The sequence below is a fragment of the Achromobacter sp. genome (genome assembly GCF_050285585.1).
Taxonomy (GTDB): domain Bacteria; phylum Pseudomonadota; class Gammaproteobacteria; order Burkholderiales; family Burkholderiaceae_B; genus Achromobacter.
In genome coordinates this window covers 418,139-436,546 of the sequence record NZ_JBLZXF010000001.1, presented here as the reverse complement: position 1 = coordinate 436,546, position 18,408 = coordinate 418,139, and the positions used below count along the sequence as shown (strand labels likewise).

Below are 18,408 nucleotides of genomic sequence, written 5' to 3'. Positions count from 1 at the left end.
GAGACACACATGCGCATCGCTTTCAAGGGCCGGCTGGCCCTGCTGCTGGCTGCCGCCCTTCCCTTGCCGGCGCTGGCCCAGTTCCCCAACAAGCCCATCACCTTCATCGTGCCCTTCGCGGCCGGCAGCGCCACCGACCAGATCGGGCGCGCGATCGGCCAGGGCGTGACCGAACAGACAGGCCAGGCCGTGGTCATCGAGAACAAGCCCGGCGCCAGCGCCATGATCGGCGCGGCCGCGGGCGCCCGAGCGGCTGCGGACGGCTATACGGTGCTGATCACCACCAACACCACGCACGCCGCCAACGAACACCTGTACAAAAGCCTGACGTACGACCCCGTCAAGGATTACGCGCCGTTGACGCTGCTGGGCAAAGGCGGCCAGATCATGGTGGTCAACCCCAATTCGCCGGCCAAGACCGTGGGCGAATTCCTGGCGCAAGCCAAGCAACAGCCGGGCAAGCTGAGCTTCGGCAGCGGCAGTTCCAGCAGCCGCATTGCGGGGGAACTGCTGCAGCAGATGGCCAACATCCAACTGCTGCACGTGCCGTACAAGAGCAATCCGCTGGCGATCACCGACCTGCTGGGCGGCCAGATCGACATGATGATCACCGATACCGCCACCGGCCTGCCCCAGGTCAAGTCGGGCAAGCTGCGCGCCCTGGGCGTGACCGGCCAGGCACGGTCGGCGCTGGCGCCGGACGTTCCCACCATCGCCGAATCAGGCGTGCCGGGCTACGAGATGGGCTACTGGTTTGCCGCCTACGCGCCCGCCGGCACGCCGCCCGACGTGGTCAAGCGCCTGAACGAACTGCTGGTGAAAGCCACGCAGACCGCGCCCGCCAGGCAGTTCTACTCGCAGACGGGCACCGACCCCGCCACTTCCACGCCCGCCGAACTCGCGCAGTTCCAGCAGGCGGAATCGAAGAAATGGGGGGACATCATCAAGAAGGCCGGGATCCAGCCGGAGTAGGCGGCAGCCGGAGGGTCCCGCTACAGCACGTCGCTCGCCGACAGCATCGGACTGCGGGCGATGCGCTGCGTGATGGAACGGCAGGCCTCCAGCAGCGGCGCGACGTAGGCCGCATGGGGATCCGGCTTCTGGCGGAAGCGCAGCGTGCTGACGCTGATGGCCGCCACCGGCATCCCGTTCTGGCCGTAGATGGGCGCGCCGAAGCAATGGATACCGGCCTCGTTCTCTTCCTCGTCCGCGGCCCAGCCGCGCGCGCGCACGCCCTCGAGCTGCCGCCGCAAATCCGCCACGTCCTTGACCGTATTCGGCGTGTGCAGCTCAAAGGGCCGGGGCAGCAGGTCGAGCGCGGCCTGCAGCCCGGCCTCGTCCAGCATGGCCAGGTAGGCCTTGCCGACCGCCGTGGAATGCATGGCCACGTTGGTGCCGATGCGCGAATTCATCTGCACCACGCTGGGACTTTCCAGCTTCTCGATATAGACCATGTGCGGCCCATTGGGCACGGCCAGGTGCACGGTTTCGCCGGTGACGTCGCGCAGGCGCTTCAAGTCCTCGACCGCGGCCAGGCGCATCTCGGACCGTCCCCAGCTGCGGCTGGCCAGCTGGATCAGGCGCGGGCCCAGCGTGAGCCTGCCCGTGCCGGGATGCTCGGCCAGCAACCGCTCGGCGACCAGCGCGGCCACCGTGCGATAAACCGTGGGACGCGGATAGCCGCTGACCTTGCTCAGCTCGGCCACGGTCATGGATTCGGGTGTATCCGCCACCACCTGCAGCACATGCATGAACTTCGAAAAGGCGGCGGTGCCCGCCACCTGCGCGGCGGGCGGTCTGGCGACGGACGGGGATTCTGGCATGGCGGAAAGCGTGGCGTAGTCTGGCGGACTGGATGAGCGAAGCCGCGCCGCGCTGGCGGGCGACTTCGCCATTATCCCCGCAAACGCGGGTCGGCGTACGCGGCGGCCTTCAAGCGGCCAGGTAGCCGCCGTCGATCGGCAGGATCACGCCCGTCATGAAGGCGGCCGCGGGCGCGCACAGGAACGCCACGCCGTCCGCCACGTCCTCCGGGCGGCCCCAACGCCCCAGCGGCGTGCGCTGCAGGATGGGCCCCGAACGCTGCGGGTCGTCCTGCAATGCCTGGGTCAGGGGCGTGGCGATCCATCCCGGCGCCACGGCATTGACGCGGACGCCGTCCGCGGCATAGGCCAGCGCCAGCGACTTGGTCAATTGCGCCACCCCGCCCTTGCTGGCGGCATAGGCCGGCACGAGCGAACCGCCGAAGAAACTCAGCATGGAGGCCGTGTTCACGATGCAGCCCGCGCGCCGCGCCAGGCGATCGCGGGCGGCGCTGCACACGCGCATGGTGCCGGTGAGGTTGACGGCCACCACCTGCTCGAATACCGCGGGATCGTGCTCCGCTCCGCGGCGGATCACGCCGGCGCAGTTGACCACGATATCCAGCTCGTCCAGGCCCTGCAGCAGCCGCTCGACGTCGTCCGCGCGGCTCACGTCGCCGAACCGCGTTTCGATGCCGGGGTCCAGGTCTTCTCCCTGCGATTGCAGGCCGGCGGCGATGGTGCGCGCGCCCAGCGAGGCGAGCCGGTTGGCGACCGCCGCCCCGATGCCCTGCGTGGCGCCGGTGACAAACGCCGTCTTGCCCGCGAATAGATCCGCTTTGAACGTCATGCCTGCTCGCTCAGAAAGTGCCGGGATAGGCGCCGCCATCGGCCAGCACGTTCTGGCCGGTGACGTACGCCGCGTGCACGCTGCACAGAAAGGCGCAGATGGCGCCGAATTCCTCGGCGTTGCCGAAGCGCTTGGCGGGAATGGCCGCCTCGCGCGCCGCCCGCAGCGCGTCGACGCCCTGCCCCGCCTTGGCCGCCGAGGCCGCGAGGCTCGACGTCAGGCGGTCGGTCGCGAAGGCGCCGGGCAGCAGATTGTTGATGGTCACCCCGCGAGCCGCGATGCTGCTGCGCGCCACCCCGGCCACGAAGCCGGTCAGGCCGCTGCGGGCCCCGTTGGACAGGCCCAGGATGTCGATGGGCGACTTCACGGAGCTGGACGTGATGTTGACGATGCGCCCGAAGCCGCGTTCCGCCATGCCGTCCACCGTGGCCTTGATCAGCTCGATGGGCGTGAGCATGTTCGCCTCGACCGCGCTCAGCCAGGCCTGCCGGTCCCAGTCGCGGAAGTCGCCGGGCGGCGGCCCGCCCGCGTTGGTCACCACGATGTCATAGTCCCGATGCGCCGCGAAGACCTCGTCGCGGCCCTGCGGCGTGGTGATGTCGGCGGCAACGGTCTTCACGAAACCGTCGCCGTTCGGGCGCTCCCGCAGCAGGCGCTCCCGCGCGGCATCCAGCGCTTCGGCGCCGCGGGCGACGATCACCACGTTTACGCCTTCGCGCACCAGCGCCAGCGCGCAGCCGTAGCCCAACCCCTTGCTGGCGCCTCCCACCAGGGCGGTCCTGCCTTTGATACCCAGATCCATCTTGTGCTCCTTGTCGTGTGGCGGGCGATCTATGGGCGCATGCCGAACTTTTCGATCAGACCCTTGAACGTCGCATTATCCCGCTCCATCAGCGCGGTGAAGGCCTGCTGGTCCGCCACGACGTAACCCAGGTTCTGCTCCGCCATGAAACGTTTAAGGCTGCCTTCCGCGGCCGCCTTGCGGAACGCGGCGCCCAGCGTGTCCAGCACGGGCTGAGGCGTGCCCTTGGGCGCGGCGATGCCGCGCCAGGTGCCGATGGACAGGTCGATGTTCCGCTCCTTCAGCGTGGGCACGTTCTCGAACCCCGGCACGCGCTCGTCGGCCATGACCGCCAGGGGCTTGAGCTTGCCGGCCTTCACGTACTGCATGACTTCGGCGGGGCTGACGGCCACCGCGTCGATGTGGCCGCCCAGCAAGGCCAGCACCGCCGGATTGCCGCCGTTGAAGGGGATGTGATTGAACCTGGCCCCGGTCTTGTCCTCCAGCGCGGCGGCCGCCAGGTGCCAGATCGAGCCGATGCCCGCATTGCCCATCTGCAGGCTTTCAGGCTTGGCGCGCGCCGCGGCCAGGAATTCCTCGATGGTGTTGTAAGGAGAATCCGCGCTGACCGTGATCGCCGACGGGTCCGCATTGAGCTGGATGATGGGCGTGAATTTCTCGTACGTCGTCTTGGTCAGGCCCAGATGCGGAATGATCACCATGTCCGCCGTCACCAGCGCCAGCTTGTAGCCGTCGGGAGCGCTGTTGGCCACCTCCGTCAGGCCGATGCCGCCCGCGGCGCCCGGCTTGTTGAGCACCACGATGGGCTGCGGCAGGTGCGTGCGCGAGGCATCGCTCATGGCGCGCGCCATCGCGTCGGTGCCCCCGCCCGCGGCAAACGGCACGACGAGTTCGATGGCCCGGCCGGGAAAGGTCTGCGCCTGGGCCGCCGCAATGGCAGCCAGCGCGGCGGCGCCGCCGATGAGCGCAGAGAAGATGCAGCGATTGAACGCGCGACGTTTCATTGTGTCTCCGGTATGGTGTTCTTGTGCTGCGGATAGGTATCGGAAACCGCTGCGGGGCCGCTCGCGGCCTCGCGGTCAGCGGATGAATTGCTTGACGTAGTCTTCGCCCAGGCCCGCGTCGATGAAGTGCTTGCGGCACATGTCGATCTTGGTGAAGACGTCTTCGTATCCCATGCCCTTGCCCCAGGGGTCGGTGTAGTACATGACCCCGTTGACCTGGAAATACGTGATCATTTCCTCGACTTCCGGCGGCACATACAGCGTGTGCGTTTCGCCGGGAGGCTCGAAGACATAGCTGCCTTCGGTGGCTTCCCAATCGTGCTCCAGATATCGCCAGCGGCCTTTCAGCACGAAGCCGTGCACGGCCTGCGGGTGGCGATGGCGGCTGAGCACGCCCGATTTGCGCACGCGCAGCAGGTTCGTCCAGTAGCCCTGGCTGGCGTTCAGACAGAGCGGCCGGAACCACACGTTCTCGGCCTGGGGCACCCACAGCCTTTCGTCGGTGGGCACCGCTTGCGGGATCACGATCTCGGGCAGGGCCTCGGGCGGATTCGGGTACTGGTATGGGGTCAAGGGCTCGGCGTCCGGCCTGTCGATAGGCATCTTTCGTCATCCTTCCATAATATGGACATATTGTTTATGTTATGGACGGATTATAGGAACAGGTCCCGAGCCCGCGACAGCGGGGGCTAACCCTTAGCTGCATCACAGCATTGGCGTGCTGAGCGCCCAAAACAAAAAACCCATCGCATCCGCGATGGGTTTCCGTTTGCTGGCGGCGCGGCGCCTTATTTGTCCACGAACGCCCGTTCCACGACGTAGTCGCCCGGCTGGCCCACGCCCGGCGACACCGTGAAGCCCCGCTTGTCCAGCATCGCGCTGATGTCGGCCAGCATATGCGGGCTGCCGCAGATCATGGCGCGGTCGGTTTCGGGATTGATCTGCGGAATGCCGATGTCTTCGCAGAGCTTGCCGTTTTCCATCAGCTCCGTGATGCGCCCCTGGTTGCGGAAGGGTTCGCGCGTGACGGTCGGGTAGTACACGAGCTTCTCGCGGACCACGTCGCCGAAGAATTCGTTGTTCGGCAGTTCCTTCTCGATGAAGTCGGCGTAGGCCAGTTCGCTGACCCAGCGCACGCCGTGCACCAGGATCACCTTCTCGAAGCGTTCGTAGACGTCCGGATCCTTGATGATGCTCATGAACGGCGCCAGGCCGGTGCCGGTGCCGAACAGGAACAGGTGCTTGCCGGGCTTCAGGTCGTCCACGACCAGGGTGCCCACGGGCTTGCGGCTTACCAGGATGGTGTCGCCTTCCTTCAGGTGCTGCAGGCGCGACGTCAGGGGGCCGTTCTGCACCTTGATGCTGAGGAATTCGAGGTTTTCTTCGTAATTCGCGCTGGCGATGCTGTAGGCCCGCAGCAGGGGCTTGCCTTCGACCTCCAGGCCGATCATCACGAAGTGGCCGTTGTGGAACCGCAAGGCCGCGTCACGCGTCGTGGTAAAGGAAAACAGGGTGTCGTTCCAGTGGTGCACGCTCAATACGCGCTCAGTGTTGAAAGCAGCCATGTCGTATGAAGTAAGGGCGAAACAGAGTCGGACGGGTCTGGCTTCCAGGCGGGACCGGCTTCGCATCGCGAGGTCGTTCCGCACCGCAAAAAAGGCGCGGGGCGGCATTAGGGTTGACCCTATTCTACAAGGTCTCGTTGATAACTGCTCTCATTATTCCGTAATACCCTTATGCCGTATTGATGGGGATCAAGCGCAGGAACCCTAGACTTACTAATAGTTGAACGGCGCAAGGCTTCCTGTTATCGTCGCATGCCAATTTGATAATCATTTTCGTTAGCAGACCGCTTTTTAAGCAGCGGAACCCGCGCCCCGCCGCGTTTTCCGCTGCAGCCCTAGCCGGAGCACTTCGTCATGACCAAGCGTCCCCAATTGAATTCGCTGCTGCGCGCCCTGGCGCTGGCAGGCGCCGCCGCCTTCGCCGTGTCGGCCAATGCCGCCGAGGAAGTCAGCCTGTACACCACCCGCGAGCCCAAGCTGATCCAGCCCCTGCTCGACGCCTTCACGAAGGAAAGCGGCATCAAGGTCAACACGGTCTTCGTCAAGGACGGCCTGTTGGAACGCGTCAAGGCCGAAGGCGCCAAGTCGCCCGCCGACGTGCTCATGACCGTGGACATCGGCAACCTGCTGGATCTGGTCGACGGCGGCGTCACCCAATCCGTCAAATCCCAGACCCTGGAATCCGTCATCCCCGCCAACCTGCGCGGCGCCGATGGCAAGTGGTACGCCCTGTCGCTGCGCGACCGCGTGCTGTACGTGGAAAAGGACCTGAAGCTCGACAGCTTCCGCTACGAAGACCTGGCCGACCCGAAGTGGAAGGGCAAGGTCTGCATCCGCTCCGGCCAGCATCCCTACAACACCGCCCTGGTGGCGTCCATGATCGCCCATGACGGCGCGGAAGCCACCGAGAAGTGGCTGCGCGGCGTCAAGGCCAACCTGGCCCGCAAGGCCGCCGGCGGCGACCGCGACGTCGCCCGCGACATCCTGGGCGGCATCTGCGACATCGGGCTGGCCAACGCCTATTACGTCGGCCACATGAAGAACGCGGAACCCGGCACCGACGCCCGCAAGTGGGGCGACGCCATCAAGGTCATCCGCCCGACCTTCGCCAACGCCAAGAGCGGCGGCACGCACGTGAACGTCAGCGGCGCCGCCGTTGCGGCCCATGCGCCCAACAAGGCCAACGCCGTCAAGCTGCTGGACTTCCTGGTGTCCGAACCCGCTCAGGCCCTGTACGCGCAAGCCAACTACGAATACCCCGTCCGCAAGGGCGTGAAGCTCGATCCCGTGATCGCCAGCTTCGGCGAACTGAAGGTGGACCCGCTGCCCCTGACCGAGATCGCCAAGCACCGCAAGCAGGCCAGCGAACTGGTGGACAAGGTCGGTTTCGACAACTGATAAGCCCATGGGCCGCGGCGCGTTGCGGCGCGGTTCCGCCATGCGGCAGTGACAGACGCGCGGATGGTTTGGCGGTCCGCGCGCGGGGCCTGCTTCCCGCCTTCCCGGGAAGCAGGCCTTGCCATTGATGCAATCGACTTTGAAGCATGCACACAGATTCTTTGCCCCGGCCGCTGCGTCTGCGCTGGACTGAACGCGGGGCCGGCTGGCTGGCCGGCGCCGCCCTGATCGCGCTGGCCGTATTGGCGCCCGTCCTGACGCTGGGCTGGTGGGCGCTGGGCGGCGAACTTGCGCACTGGCAGCATCTCGCCAGTTACGTGCTGCCCCAGGCGCTGGCGAATACCGCCATGCTGCTGGCAGGCGTCGGGGTGCTTGTCACGCTGCTGGGCACGGGCGCGGCGTGGCTGGTGACCGCCTACGACTTTCCTACCCGTCGCGTCCTAACCTGGGCGCTGCTGCTGCCCCTGGCGGTGCCTACCTACATCATCGCCTTCGCCTACCTGGACCTGCTCCATCCCATCGGTCCCATACAGACCGCCATCCGCGCGCTGCTGGGCTACGACAGCCCGCGCCAGTTCCGCCTGCCCGACCTGCGTTCGATCCACGGCGCGATCTTCGTGCTGGGCTTCGTGCTGTATCCCTACGTGTACCTCAGCACCCGGGTCATGTTCATGACGCAGGCCGCCAGCCTGCTCGAGGCCGCGCGCACGCTCGGAGCCGGCCGCGTGGCGGTCTTCTTTCGCGTCGCCCTGCCGCTGGCCCGGCCCGCCATCGTAGTGGGCGTCAGTCTCGCGCTGCTGGAAACCCTGAACGACATCGGCGCATCCGAGTTCCTGGGCGTGCAGACACTGACCGTCTCCGTCTATACCACCTGGGTCACGCGCTCGGACCTGGCGGGCGCCGCCCAGATCGCGCTCACCATGCTGGCGATCGTGATCGGGCTGATCCTGCTCGAACGCCACGGACGCAAACGCCAGCGCTACGCCAACACCCAGCGCATGCGCCCCATGCAGGCGCGCCGCCTGCGCGGCCCCGCGGCCGCGGCCGCGGCGGCGCTGGGCTGGATTCCGGTGCTGGTGGGATTCGCCGCCCCCGCCCTGTATCTCGTCGTCGAAACCTACAAGCGCCTGCACCTGGTCGGCGGCGTGTCCGACCAGTTGATCAACGGCCTGAGCAATACGCTGATCGTGGCCTTCAGCGCCACGGTGGTCACCCTGCTGTGCGGGCTGATCGTGGCCTGGGCCGGGCGCACGCTGCGCGAAAGCGCCGGCTTCAATCCCGGACGCGCCTGCGCCCGCATCGCCAGCCTGGGCTACGCGGTGCCCGGCACGGTGCTGGCCATCGGCCTGCTCACGCCCTTCGTCTGGATCGACGCGGCGGCCGCCAAGATATTCGGCGGCGCGGGGCTGTTCCTGATGGGCTCGATGGGCGCGCTGGTCTGCGCCTACGCCATCCGGTTCCTCGCGATTTCCACCGGCGCGCTGGAGGCCGGCCTGGCCCGCATTCCGCCGTCGCTGGAACAGGCGTCGCGCCTGCTGGGCGAGAGTTCGGCGGGCACGCTGCGCCGCGTGCACCTGCCGCTGCTGCGTCCCGCCCTGGCCGCCAGCGCGCTGCTGGTATTCGTGGACGCGATGAAGGAATTGCCCGCCACGCTGCTGCTGCGGCCCATGAACTTCGACACCCTCGCCACCTGGCTGTACGCCGAAGCCGCCCGCGGCACCTACGAAGAAGGCGCCGTGGCGGCGCTGGCCATCGTGCTGGCGGGCCTGCTGCCCGTCATCCTGCTGGCGCGGACCAATCTGAAAATGGGACATTGATCATCGTGCCCGATCTGTTAGAACTCGACCACCTTTCCCTCGCCTACGACACCCCCGCCGGCCCCAAGCCCGTGGTGCAGGACCTGACGCTGGGTTTGCCCGTGGGACATATCGGCTGCCTGCTGGGGGAATCCGGCTGCGGCAAGACCACCGTGCTGCGCGCCATCGCCGGCTTCGAGCCGGTGCGCGCCGGACGCATCCTGCTGGACGGCACGGTCATTTCCTCCCCCACCGTGCAGGTGGCGCCCGAGTTGCGCCGCGTCGGCATGATGTTCCAGGACTACGCGCTGTTCCCGCACCTGACGGTCGCGTTGAACGTGGCCTTCGGGCTGCGCAAGATGGCGCGCGCCGATCGCGCCCGCCGCGTCGAGGAAATGCTTGAGCTGGTGGGGCTGGCGCATGCCGCCAACAGCTATCCGCACGAGATCTCAGGCGGCCAGCAGCAGCGCGTCGCGCTGGCGCGCGCGCTGGCGCCCTCGCCCGACCTGCTGCTGCTGGACGAACCGTTCTCGAATCTGGACGTGGACACGCGCGAACGGCTGGCCTTCGAAGTCCGCGACATCCTCAAGACCACCGGCCACACCGCCATCCTGGTCACGCACAACCAGGCCGAAGCCTTCGCCATCGCCGACCGCATCGGCATCATGTCCAAGGGCAGCATCGCGCAGTGGGATACCCCCTATAACCTGCACCATCATCCCGCCAACGCCTTCGTGCGCGACTTCATCCGGCGCGAGGCCCTGGAAGAGCGGCGCGAGCAGGCCTTCGCCCGCGGCCGCTGATCATTCGCGGACTCAGTCCGCCGACAGCTTCACCTTCTGCGACAAGGCCTTGAAGGCCTCGTGCTGGCTCTGGGTCAGGCGCTCTACTTCCTGGGGCGTGGAACCGTAGGGCATGAAGCCGGCCTGTTCCAGCTTGTTCTTCACCTCCGGCAGGCCCAGGGCCCATTGGAAGGCTTCGCTTAATGCCCTGGTCGCCTCGGGAGGCATTTTCGCCGGGCCGTAGACCGCGAACCACGGATCCACCACCGCCGCCTCATAGCCCAGTTCGGCCAGCGTGGGAACGTCCGGCAATGCCGGCGCGCGCTTGCTGCCGGTGACCGCCAGCGCATGCACCTTGCCCGCCTTGATGTGCGGCAGCGAGGCCGGCAGATTGTCGAACATCACCGGCAGGTGCCCGCCCAGCAGGTCGTTCAGCGCCTGGGCGCTGCCCTTGTAGGGAATATGCTGCATGCCCGCGCCGGTCAGCTGGTCGAACATTACGCCCGCCAGGTGCATGGACGTGCCCGTGCCCGGCGTGCCGAAGGACGTGCCCGGATGCTGCTTCGCATACGCGACCAGTTCCTTGACGCTGCCGACCTTCAGGGCCGGGCCGGTCTCCAGCACCACGGTGGACGCCCCCAGCATGCTGACGCCCGTGAAGTCCTTGGTGGGATCGAAAGGCATGGACGGATAGACGAACGGATTCAGCGCGTTGGTGGAGATCGCCCCGAAGCCTATCGTGTAGCCGTCGGGAGCGGCCTTCGCGACGGCATCCATGCCGATATTGCCGCCCGCGCCGGGACGGTTTTCCACGATAACGGGCTGGCCCAGCTTCTCGGCCACTTTCTGCCCCGCGGTGCGCGCCACGAGGTCGGTGGTGCCGCCTGCCGTGTAGGGAACGATGAAGGTAATGGGCTTGGCCGGATAGCCGGCGGCGAGCGCCGACGAGGCGCCGTGGATCAGCGCCAGCGCGGCCAAGCCGCGCAGCGCGTTGAGCGTGTAGCGATGCATGATGTCTCCATCCCGGTTTGTTGTTGGATCGGGACGCGCATCATACCGCCGCGCCGCGCGTGCGCGGCGGGCCGGGCCTCAGGCGCGCGGCTCGGGCAAGGGGATGTACTCCGTCTCGTCGCCGGGCACGACCTGGTCGAAACGGTTGCGCTGCCAATCCTGCTTGGCCTGTTCGATCCGGTCCTTGCTGCTGGACACGAAATTCCACCAGATGAAGCGCGGGCCATCCAGGGGCTCGCCGCCCAGCACCGCGAAGCGCGCCGCGGTCTTGGCACGGATCTGCACGGGGCGGCCCGGGGCGAAGACGATCAGGCGGCCGCTTTCGAATTCCTGCCCGTCCACCTCGACGGTACCTTGGGCCAGATAGGCCGCGCGCTCTTCATGCTCGGCCGGCAGGACCATGGTGGCGCCCGCCTGCAATTGCATATCGCCGTAGAACAGCGGCGACAGCGTCTTCACGTCGGAAGTCTTGCCGAACAGCGAGCCCGCGACGACCTGGGCGCGCACGCCCTCGCCTTCGATGACGGGCTGCGCGTCCAGCCCGTAGTGCGTGAAACCCGGATCGGTTTCCTCGTGCGTCTTGGGCAGGCCGACCCAGATCTGCAGGCCACAGAGGCGTTGCGCGGCCTGGCGGCTTTCCGGCGACGAACGTTCGGAATGCACGATGCCGCGACCCGCCGTCATCCAGTTGACCTCGCCGGGCAGGATCGTCTGCGTATGGCCGGCGCCGTCGCGGTGCACCATCGTCCCTTCGTACAGATAGGTCACCGTGGACAGGCCGATATGGGGATGCGGCCGCACGTCTATGCCGGAGCCCGGGGCGAACTCGACAGGCCCCATGTGATCGAGAAAGACGAAGGGGCCGACGGTGCGGCGCTGCGCCGACGGGATCGCCCGCCGGACGGAAAACCCGCCCAGGTCGCTCGTGCGCGGAACCACGACGGTTTCAATCTGGCTTTCGCCTGCTTCGGATAGGGTGGACATGTGGAATTCTCCGGATGTAAGGGGCCAAGAACCATCTTAAAGTCTGCCGGGCGGAAATTTCCGCCCGGCGGGCTCATCACGCAAGGTCGAACACCAGCACTTCGGCGTTCTTGCCGCCCGACAGCTCGACCCGGCTTTCGCCGGTGATGGCGGCCGCGTCGCCGGCCGCCAGCTCGGTGCCGTTCACGACCACGCTGCCGCGGGCCACGTGGACCCAGGCGCGGCGGCCGGCGGCCAGGTCCAGGGAGGCGGACTCCGCCCCATCGAACAGGCCGGCATACAGGCGCGCATCCTGATGGATCTTCATCGAACCATCGATCCCGTCGGCCGAAACCAGGGCTTGCAGCCGGCCGCGCTTCTGCGCGTCGGTGAACTCGCGCTCTTCATACTCGGGCGCGATGCCGCGCACGTCGGGTTCGATCCAGATCTGCAGCATGTGCGTTTCAGCATCCGGCAGCGGATTGAACTCGGAGTGCATCACGCCGCGGCCGGCGCTCATCCGCTGCACGTTGCCCGGCTGAATGGTCGAACCGCTGCCCATGCTGTCCTTGTGGGCGATAGCGCCGTCCAGCACGTAGGTGATGATCTCCATGTCGCGGTGGCCGTGCGTCCCGAAGCCGCGGCCGGCGGCGATGCGGTCATCGTTGATCACGCGCAGCGCGCCGAAACCCATGTGGGCCGGGTCGTAGTAGTTGGCGAAAGAGAAGGTGTGAAACGAATCGAGCCAGCCATGGTTGGCGTGGCCCCGTTCTGCGGCGCGGCGAATCGTAAGCATTGCGGACTCCTGTTTCAATAATGTGAATGGTGGCATGGCCGTGAATGTCGCCTTCTTCCCGAGACAACTCGCCGCACCACCGGCATGAGTGATATTGTGCGCGTGCCGGGTCCGTTGTTTGGCGTTATAGTTTGACGGAACCATTCAAATATTTTGAATAATCGTTTGGCGCCCTATGCAGCCCATCACCCCGGAATTGCTCATCCTTGTTGACGCCATCGCGCGCCATGGCAGCTTCGCCAAGGCCGCCCGCGAACTGGGCAAGGTGCCCTCGGCCGTCACCTACTCCATCCGCAAGCTCGAAGACGGCCTGGACGTCCTGCTGTTCGACCGCTCCGGCCACCGCGCGCTGCTGACCCCCGCCGGCGAAACGCTGCTGCGCGAAGGCCGCCATGTCTTGCAGTCGCTCGACGACCTGGCCTGCCGCGTCAAGCGCATCGCCACCGGCTGGGAGGTCGAACTGCGCATCGCCGTCAGCGCCGTGCTGCCGTGGCGGCCCATCTACGATCTCATCGAGGAATTCCAGACCCTGGACAGCGCCACCACCCTGCGCTTTTCCAGCGAAGTGCTGAGCGGCAACTGGGACGCGCTGACCTCCGGCCGCGCCGACCTCGTCATCGGCGCGGGCGCCGCGGGCGAACCCACCGGCCCCTACCGCTCGCAAGCCATAGGCCAATCCCAGTTCGCATTCTGCGTCGCCGCCAGCCACCCCCTCGCCACGCTGCCACAACCGCTCAGCCGCGCCGACTTCACCCGTTACTGCGCGGTGGTCGTCGCCGACACCTCCCGCAACCTCGCCCCGCAAACCCGCGGCATCCTCGCCGACCAGCCCACCCTGGTCATGCCCACCATGCAAGCCAAGATCGAAGCCCAGATCCGCGGCCTGGGCTGCGGCTACCTCCCCATGACGTTAGCCGCCCCCTACCTCGCCCAAGGCCTGCTGACCGTATGCGAAACCGACGAAGGCATGTCCCTGACGGAGCACGTCGCCTATGCCTGGCGCGCAGAACCGCCGGGCGAGGCCCTGAAATGGTGGCTGCAGAAGCTGAAATCGCCGCGCCTGTGCGAGAGCCTGCTGGGCCTGGGCTAGGTCCGCCAGGCTCTCGGCGGACCAGGGAAATCAAGAAGGCAGCGTGCGGCTGGCGCCTTGCCGATCAGACGACGTTCGAAACCCGCCTGGCAAGATCGCCCTTGAGCAACTCCGCCAACCGGGTCAGGCCGTGCGTCAGGCGGTTTCGATCGATGGCTCCTCCCAATGACACACGAAGCGCGACGGGGCTGAAGGACGCCGTGGAAAATGACTCCGAGTCAGTGACGCTCACCCCTTGTTCCAGCGCCGTTTGGGTAAGCCGGTAGAAGTCGATGTGGTGCGGCAACTGGAGCCAGAGATGAAGCCCATTCGGGTCGGCCTGGATATTCCCCGGGAGGATCGATGCCGCGATCGTTTGCCGATGCCGCAGCTCGCTCTTGATCTGTGCGAGCCATTGACTGGCGGCGCCCGACTCTATCCATGCCGACGCCATTTCAGTCATCCAGGGCGCGGGCATCAGGGCCAGCGAACGCAGGGCATCAAGAACAGGGCTTAACGGCTCGCCGGAAGGCACGACCAGGTAAGCGGTTCGCAGGCCCGGCGCTATACATTTGGATAGCGTCGAGACGTAGTAAACGGGAGTCGAAGCCGTGCTGGCGGCCAATGAAAACATCGTGCTCGGCGGACGCTCGGCCAACAGCCAGTATGGATCGTCTTCAATGACTGGCAGCGCATATTTCTCTGCAACCCGCAACAGTTCCGTGCGTCGCTCGGTGGAGAGCGTCAGCGCAGTCGGGTTCTGGATCGTCGGGTTCAGGTACAGCAGCGCGGGACGATGTTGTTCGCACACTCGTTCGAGGTCGGCAGGATCCATTCCCTGTTCATCCGACTTCACCCCTACCGCCAGGCGCTGGAGCAAGCGGGCAGCGGCCAGGAAGCCTGGATAGGTCAACTCATCGCAGGCGATGGCGTCTCCGGACTGGCTCCTGGCCAGAAGCAGTGCCGCGATAGCGGTCTGGGCGCCTGGGCAAACCACGATCCGCTCGATGTCCGCGCTGCCTATCATCGGCCGCAGCCATGTCGCTCCCGCCGCGCGATGCCGGTTGGCCCCGGCACCCACGTGGTAGCTCATCAGATCCATCGAGCTCGCTGCCGCCTGCGTTGCGCCACTGCCTTGCGCAAGCATTTGCGAAAACTCCGCACTGCCGAGCAAAGGAGGGATGTTCATTCCCAGATCGATCGTCCCGCCTGCTTCCAACCCGGAATAGGCCACATAGGTTCCGCCCGCTCCCTGGGCTTCCAGGATCCCCTTCTGGCGAACCGCCGTGTACGCGCGAGTGACGGTCGTGAGGTCGACTCCCAGTGTCTGGGCCAGTTCGCGCTGCGGGGGCAGGCGATCGCCAGGCCGAAGCACCCCGTCCTCCACCGCTGTACCGATTTGCGCGGCGATTTGCTGGTACCGGGAGCCGGAGCCCGCGGTAAGGGGCCGCACCCAAGCCACGTTTGCTTTCTTCAGGCGGCGAGAGAGAGACATGTCCTATCTTTATGTATGGGTTTTATGCCACTTTCCCAAGCAGAAAAGCCGTACAAAACTAACATTTCAACTATTTGTATGGATTTTAGCGGTAAAATCCGAAAACTTGTAGGGAGTATAGCGACGGCTACGGTCGTTTGTCTTTGCCTGGCCGATGGGCAGGCAATGTGGCTGCGGAAGCAGCGTTTTGAGGAAATGATGGATTTTTGGGTCCCTGTCGTCTTCGGTGCATTCAAGCTCCTCGTGTTGGGCACGTGCATGTTTCTCGCCATCAAGTCCCATTACGATGGCGCAAAAAAGGAGAAGGAGGAAAAGGAGACTAAAGGACCGTAGCGGAACCCTCGCCGCGTTCGCGTGCGCGAGCGTCGATCCGCGCGCCCCAGGCGCTCGGCGCGGACGGCGTCAAAAGAACGGGCGGCGCCCAAAACAAGACGCCGCCCGACGGGCAATGATGCTTAGGCAGGAAGCGCCTGGAGGATCATTCGTCCTCAATCCCTAGCTCGCGCAACTTCCGGGTAATCGTGTTCCGCCCGATCCCCAGCCGGCTGGCCGCCTCCACCCGCCGTCCCCGGCTGGCATCCAGCGCGCTCTGCAGCAGAATCTTCTCGAACTGCCGCGTCAACGTCGCCATGACCGCGGGTTCGCCGCGTTCCAGGCGGTACTGCGCATCGCGCAGCAGCGAATCCTGCCAGTTGCGCGGCGAATCCTCGTCCACGGGCTCGGACGCCCTCAGGACGGTTCCAGCCCCCGCCACCGGGGCCGCCGGACGCGCGGCGGGGCTGGCGTGCTGCTGGTGCTCCATGGCGCGGATCTCCGGCGGCAGGTCCGCGGGCTCGACCGTCTGGCCCGGCGCCATCACGGTCAGCCAGTGGCAGAAGTTCTCCAGCTGGCGCACGTTGCCCGGGAAATCGAACTTGGTCAGCACCGCCAGCGCTTCGGGCGTCAGGCGCTTGACCGGCACGCCCAGGGCGCGGGCGCTGGCGCCGAGAAAGTGGCTGGCCAGCGCCGGAATGTCTTCCACCCGCTCGCGCAGGGGCGGCAGGCGCAGCCGGATCACATTCAGGCGGTGAAACAGGTCTTCCCGGAACAGGCCTTGCTCGACGCGCTGCTCCAGCGGCTGGTGCGTGGCCGCCACGATGCGCACATCCACCCGCACGGGCTGCGCGCCGCCGACGCGATAGAAGCTGCCTTCGGCCAGCACGCGCAGCAGGCGCGTCTGCAGTTCGATCGGCATATCGCCGATTTCGTCCAGGAACAGCGTCCCCCCATGCGCTTCCTCGAAGCGGCCGCGGCGCAGGTTATTGGCGCCCGTGAAGGCGCCGCGCTCATGGCCGAACAGTTCGGCTTCGAGAAGGTCGCGCGGGATGGCCGCGGCATTCAGCGCCACGAACGGACCGCCCGCTCGCACGCCGTGCCCGTGCAAGGCGCGGGCCACCAGCTCCTTGCCGGTGCCGGACTCGCCCGTGATCAACACCGTAACCTTGGACTGCGCCAGCCGGCCGATCGCCCGGAAGACTTCCTGCATAGCGGTGGACGAAGACTGCGTCATCATCCAGCGTTCGTTGTTCTGCGCGGACTCGCCCTGCCCTTCGGGGCTCTCGGGCTGCGCCGACTCCTGCACGGCGCGCTGGATCAGCGCCACCGCTTCATTTACGTCGAACGGCTTGGCCAGGTAATCGAAGGCCCCGCCCTGGAAGGCGGACACCGTGCTGTCCAGGTCGGCGAATGCCGTCATCACGATCACCGGCAGGCCTGGATGGCGCTCCTTCAGCTGGCGCAGCAGTTCGAGGCCGTTGCCGCCGGGCATCCGGATATCGGACACCAGGGCGACAGGCGTTTCGTGCGACAGCGCTTCCAGCACGTCCGCCGCCTGCGAAAAGCTGCGGGTGGGGATGCCGGCGCGGGCCAGCGCCTTTTCCAGGACCCAGCGGATGGCCTGGTCATCGTCGACGATCCATACGGGTTTCATCAGTGTGCAGGCTCCATCGGAAGGACCAGGCGAAACTCGGTGCGCCCTGGCCGGGATTCGAATTCGATGATGCCGCCGTGCTGCTGCACGAAGTCCTGGGCCAGGCTCAGGCCCAACCCGGTTCCGCCGGCGCGGGCCGTGACCAGCGGATGGAAGATGCGGTCGCGGATGTGGTCCGGCACGCCGGGACCGTTATCGATGATGGACAGCACCAGCGCCAGGCGATGCTGCTTGTGCGCCAGCATGACCTGCCGCGCCACGCGCGTGCGCAAGGTGACGACACCGGGTTCGGTTTGCGGCCCCTGGGGCCGCGCGACCAGTTCCTGGGCGGCATTGCGCGCCACGTTCAGGACGGCCTGCATCAGGCGGGCGGCATCGCCCTTCAGGTCCGGCATCGACGCATCGTAGTCGCGCAGCAGCGTGACCTCGTTGCGGAACTCGGCCTGGATCAACGCGCAGACGCGCTCGCAGATCTCATGGATGTTCACCGGCCGCGCGTTCAGCGGCACGCGTTGGGGGCCGCTCAGGCGATCCACCAGCGCCTGCAGGCGGTCGGCTTCGGAAATGATGACCTGGGTGTACTCGGCCAGGGCCGCGCTGGGAAGCTCGGCCTCCAGCAGTTGCGCGGCGCCGCGCAAGCCGCCCAGGGGATTCTTGACTTCATGCGCCAGGTTGCGCAGCAGCTCCCGGTGCGCTTCGATCTCGTCGACCAGCCGATGATTGCGGTCGGCCAGCACGCGCTGCTCGATCTCGCGCGTTTCGATCAGCACCGGCCAGCGCTGGCCGGTCAGCCCTATCGTCGTCACCGACACCTCCACGGACTCGGCGGCGCGGCGCAAGGAGGCAAGCTGCCTCACGTCCGCATAGCGCCCGGCGGCGGCCCGGTCGATGGACGATTGGATGTTTTCCGGGCTGTCGAACAGCGTGGCGGCGGAGTGCCCGCCCAGTTGCTTGCGCGAGCGGCCGAACAGATCCTCGGCGGCGGCGTTCGCGTATTCGATATGACCGCGCTCGTTGACCAGGAAAACGGACGTGGCTAGCAGATCGAGAGCTTCTACATTCATTTTTCAACATACCCGAATGTGAGGGGAAAGCGGAACGCGACG

Annotated in this window: 17 protein-coding genes; 5 read left to right on the top strand and 12 right to left on the bottom strand. The window is 66.6% G+C overall.

All coding sequences use genetic code 11. From position 1 onward, the window contains the following. The first annotated feature begins 9 nt into the window (after positions 1 to 9). Positions 10 to 972, top strand: coding sequence for a Bug family tripartite tricarboxylate transporter substrate binding protein (locus tag ACN6PJ_RS02105; RefSeq protein ID WP_427994238.1), 963 nt, complete (start codon positions 10 to 12; stop codon positions 970 to 972). Positions 973 to 992: 20 nt separating this feature from the next. Here the strand turns inward: ACN6PJ_RS02105 and ACN6PJ_RS02100 are convergent, their stop codons facing one another. The 6 genes from ACN6PJ_RS02100 to ACN6PJ_RS02075 all read right to left on the bottom strand — a co-directional run bounded on the left by ACN6PJ_RS02100 (position 993) and on the right by ACN6PJ_RS02075 (position 6,023). Then, entirely contained in the window at positions 993 to 1,823 is an 831-nt protein-coding gene (locus ACN6PJ_RS02100; protein WP_427994237.1) for an IclR family transcriptional regulator, read from the bottom strand. Positions 1,824 to 1,932: 109 nt separating this feature from the next. After that, entirely contained in the window at positions 1,933 to 2,652 is a 720-nt protein-coding gene (locus tag ACN6PJ_RS02095) for an SDR family NAD(P)-dependent oxidoreductase (RefSeq protein WP_427994236.1), read from the bottom strand. A 10-nt stretch (positions 2,653 to 2,662) separates the two neighbouring features. Then, entirely contained in the window at positions 2,663 to 3,454 is a 792-nt protein-coding gene (locus ACN6PJ_RS02090; RefSeq protein WP_427994235.1) for an SDR family oxidoreductase, read from the bottom strand. A 29-nt stretch (positions 3,455 to 3,483) separates the two neighbouring features. Continuing rightward, positions 3,484 to 4,458 carry a tripartite tricarboxylate transporter substrate binding protein gene (locus tag ACN6PJ_RS02085; RefSeq protein ID WP_427994234.1) on the bottom strand — a complete coding sequence of 325 codons (975 nt, stop codon included), beginning with the start codon at positions 4,456 to 4,458 and terminating at the stop codon, positions 3,484 to 3,486. A gap of 75 nt (positions 4,459 to 4,533) precedes the next feature. Further along, positions 4,534 to 5,061, bottom strand: a complete 528-nt coding sequence (locus tag ACN6PJ_RS02080; protein WP_427994233.1) for a 2,4'-dihydroxyacetophenone dioxygenase family protein — start codon at positions 5,059 to 5,061, stop codon at positions 4,534 to 4,536. 185 nt (positions 5,062 to 5,246) lie between these two features. After that, the gene (locus ACN6PJ_RS02075) at positions 5,247 to 6,023 is read right to left on the bottom strand and encodes a ferredoxin--NADP reductase (protein ID WP_427994232.1); all 777 of its coding nucleotides are present in this window, start codon (positions 6,021 to 6,023) and stop codon (positions 5,247 to 5,249) included. Positions 6,024 to 6,377: 354 nt separating this feature from the next. Between ACN6PJ_RS02075 and ACN6PJ_RS02070 the strand changes: the two genes are divergently transcribed. From ACN6PJ_RS02070 to ACN6PJ_RS02060, 3 genes are all read left to right on the top strand, one after another. Continuing rightward, entirely contained in the window at positions 6,378 to 7,421 is a 1,044-nt protein-coding gene (locus tag ACN6PJ_RS02070; protein WP_427994231.1) for a Fe(3+) ABC transporter substrate-binding protein, read from the top strand. 146 nt (positions 7,422 to 7,567) lie between these two features. Further along, positions 7,568 to 9,238: an ABC transporter permease gene (locus tag ACN6PJ_RS02065; protein ID WP_427994230.1), complete on the top strand. Its 1,671-nt coding sequence runs from the start codon at positions 7,568 to 7,570 to the stop codon at positions 9,236 to 9,238. A gap of 5 nt (positions 9,239 to 9,243) precedes the next feature. Continuing rightward, a complete protein-coding gene (locus tag ACN6PJ_RS02060; protein ID WP_427994229.1) occupies positions 9,244 to 10,020 on the top strand; it encodes an ABC transporter ATP-binding protein in 777 nt (258 codons plus the stop codon). Between the two features lie 12 nt (positions 10,021 to 10,032). Here the strand turns inward: ACN6PJ_RS02060 and ACN6PJ_RS02055 are convergent, their stop codons facing one another. From ACN6PJ_RS02055 to ACN6PJ_RS02045, 3 genes are all read right to left on the bottom strand, one after another. Then, positions 10,033 to 11,010 carry a Bug family tripartite tricarboxylate transporter substrate binding protein gene (locus ACN6PJ_RS02055; RefSeq protein ID WP_427994228.1) on the bottom strand — a complete coding sequence of 326 codons (978 nt, stop codon included), beginning with the start codon at positions 11,008 to 11,010 and terminating at the stop codon, positions 10,033 to 10,035. Between the two features lie 78 nt (positions 11,011 to 11,088). Further along, positions 11,089 to 11,994, bottom strand: a complete 906-nt coding sequence (locus ACN6PJ_RS02050; RefSeq protein ID WP_427994227.1) for a pirin family protein — start codon at positions 11,992 to 11,994, stop codon at positions 11,089 to 11,091. 76 nt (positions 11,995 to 12,070) lie between these two features. After that, the gene (locus tag ACN6PJ_RS02045; protein ID WP_427994226.1) at positions 12,071 to 12,769 is read right to left on the bottom strand and encodes a pirin family protein; all 699 of its coding nucleotides are present in this window, start codon (positions 12,767 to 12,769) and stop codon (positions 12,071 to 12,073) included. Between the two features lie 175 nt (positions 12,770 to 12,944). Between ACN6PJ_RS02045 and ACN6PJ_RS02040 the strand changes: the two genes are divergently transcribed. Further along, positions 12,945 to 13,859 carry a LysR family transcriptional regulator gene (locus tag ACN6PJ_RS02040; protein WP_427994225.1) on the top strand — a complete coding sequence of 305 codons (915 nt, stop codon included), beginning with the start codon at positions 12,945 to 12,947 and terminating at the stop codon, positions 13,857 to 13,859. A gap of 64 nt (positions 13,860 to 13,923) precedes the next feature. Here the strand turns inward: ACN6PJ_RS02040 and ACN6PJ_RS02035 are convergent, their stop codons facing one another. The 3 genes from ACN6PJ_RS02035 to glnL form a co-directional block, all read right to left on the bottom strand. Beyond that, positions 13,924 to 15,333 (bottom strand): PLP-dependent aminotransferase family protein, encoded by a 1,410-nt coding sequence (locus ACN6PJ_RS02035; protein WP_427994224.1) that lies wholly within the window; start codon positions 15,331 to 15,333, stop codon positions 13,924 to 13,926. 478 nt (positions 15,334 to 15,811) lie between these two features. Then, entirely contained in the window at positions 15,812 to 17,302 is a 1,491-nt protein-coding gene (gene ntrC, locus ACN6PJ_RS02030) for a nitrogen regulation protein NR(I) (RefSeq protein ID WP_427994223.1), read from the bottom strand. Beyond that, positions 17,302 to 18,366 carry a nitrogen regulation protein NR(II) gene (glnL, locus tag ACN6PJ_RS02025; RefSeq protein WP_427994222.1) on the bottom strand — a complete coding sequence of 355 codons (1,065 nt, stop codon included), beginning with the start codon at positions 18,364 to 18,366 and terminating at the stop codon, positions 17,302 to 17,304. Before glnL ends, ntrC begins: the two co-directional genes overlap by 1 nt. Positions 18,367 to 18,408 lie beyond the last annotated feature (42 nt).

Bases quoted from the DNA above. Each gene is read 5' to 3' on its own strand.
- ACN6PJ_RS02100 (WP_427994237.1), bottom strand. From the start codon at position 1,823: ATGCCAGAATCCCCGTCCGTCGCCAGACCGCCCGCCGCGCAGGTGGCG.
- ACN6PJ_RS02105 (WP_427994238.1), top strand. From the start codon at position 10: ATGCGCATCGCTTTCAAGGGCCGGCTGGCCCTGCTGCTGGCTGCCGCC.
- ACN6PJ_RS02090 (WP_427994235.1), bottom strand. From the start codon at position 3,454: ATGGATCTGGGTATCAAAGGCAGGACCGCCCTGGTGGGAGGCGCCAGC.
- ACN6PJ_RS02035 (WP_427994224.1), bottom strand. From the start codon at position 15,333: ATGTCTCTCTCTCGCCGCCTGAAGAAAGCAAACGTGGCTTGGGTGCGG.
- ACN6PJ_RS02080 (WP_427994233.1), bottom strand. From the start codon at position 5,061: ATGCCTATCGACAGGCCGGACGCCGAGCCCTTGACCCCATACCAGTAC.
- ntrC (WP_427994223.1), bottom strand. From the start codon at position 17,302: ATGAAACCCGTATGGATCGTCGACGATGACCAGGCCATCCGCTGGGTC.
- ACN6PJ_RS02065 (WP_427994230.1), top strand. From the start codon at position 7,568: ATGCACACAGATTCTTTGCCCCGGCCGCTGCGTCTGCGCTGGACTGAA.
- glnL (WP_427994222.1), bottom strand. From the start codon at position 18,366: ATGAATGTAGAAGCTCTCGATCTGCTAGCCACGTCCGTTTTCCTGGTC.
- ACN6PJ_RS02040 (WP_427994225.1), top strand. From the start codon at position 12,945: ATGCAGCCCATCACCCCGGAATTGCTCATCCTTGTTGACGCCATCGCG.
- ACN6PJ_RS02055 (WP_427994228.1), bottom strand. From the start codon at position 11,010: ATGCATCGCTACACGCTCAACGCGCTGCGCGGCTTGGCCGCGCTGGCG.
- ACN6PJ_RS02050 (WP_427994227.1), bottom strand. From the start codon at position 11,994: ATGTCCACCCTATCCGAAGCAGGCGAAAGCCAGATTGAAACCGTCGTG.
- ACN6PJ_RS02095 (WP_427994236.1), bottom strand. From the start codon at position 2,652: ATGACGTTCAAAGCGGATCTATTCGCGGGCAAGACGGCGTTTGTCACC.
- ACN6PJ_RS02045 (WP_427994226.1), bottom strand. From the start codon at position 12,769: ATGCTTACGATTCGCCGCGCCGCAGAACGGGGCCACGCCAACCATGGC.
- ACN6PJ_RS02070 (WP_427994231.1), top strand. From the start codon at position 6,378: ATGACCAAGCGTCCCCAATTGAATTCGCTGCTGCGCGCCCTGGCGCTG.
- ACN6PJ_RS02085 (WP_427994234.1), bottom strand. From the start codon at position 4,458: ATGAAACGTCGCGCGTTCAATCGCTGCATCTTCTCTGCGCTCATCGGC.
- ACN6PJ_RS02075 (WP_427994232.1), bottom strand. From the start codon at position 6,023: ATGGCTGCTTTCAACACTGAGCGCGTATTGAGCGTGCACCACTGGAAC.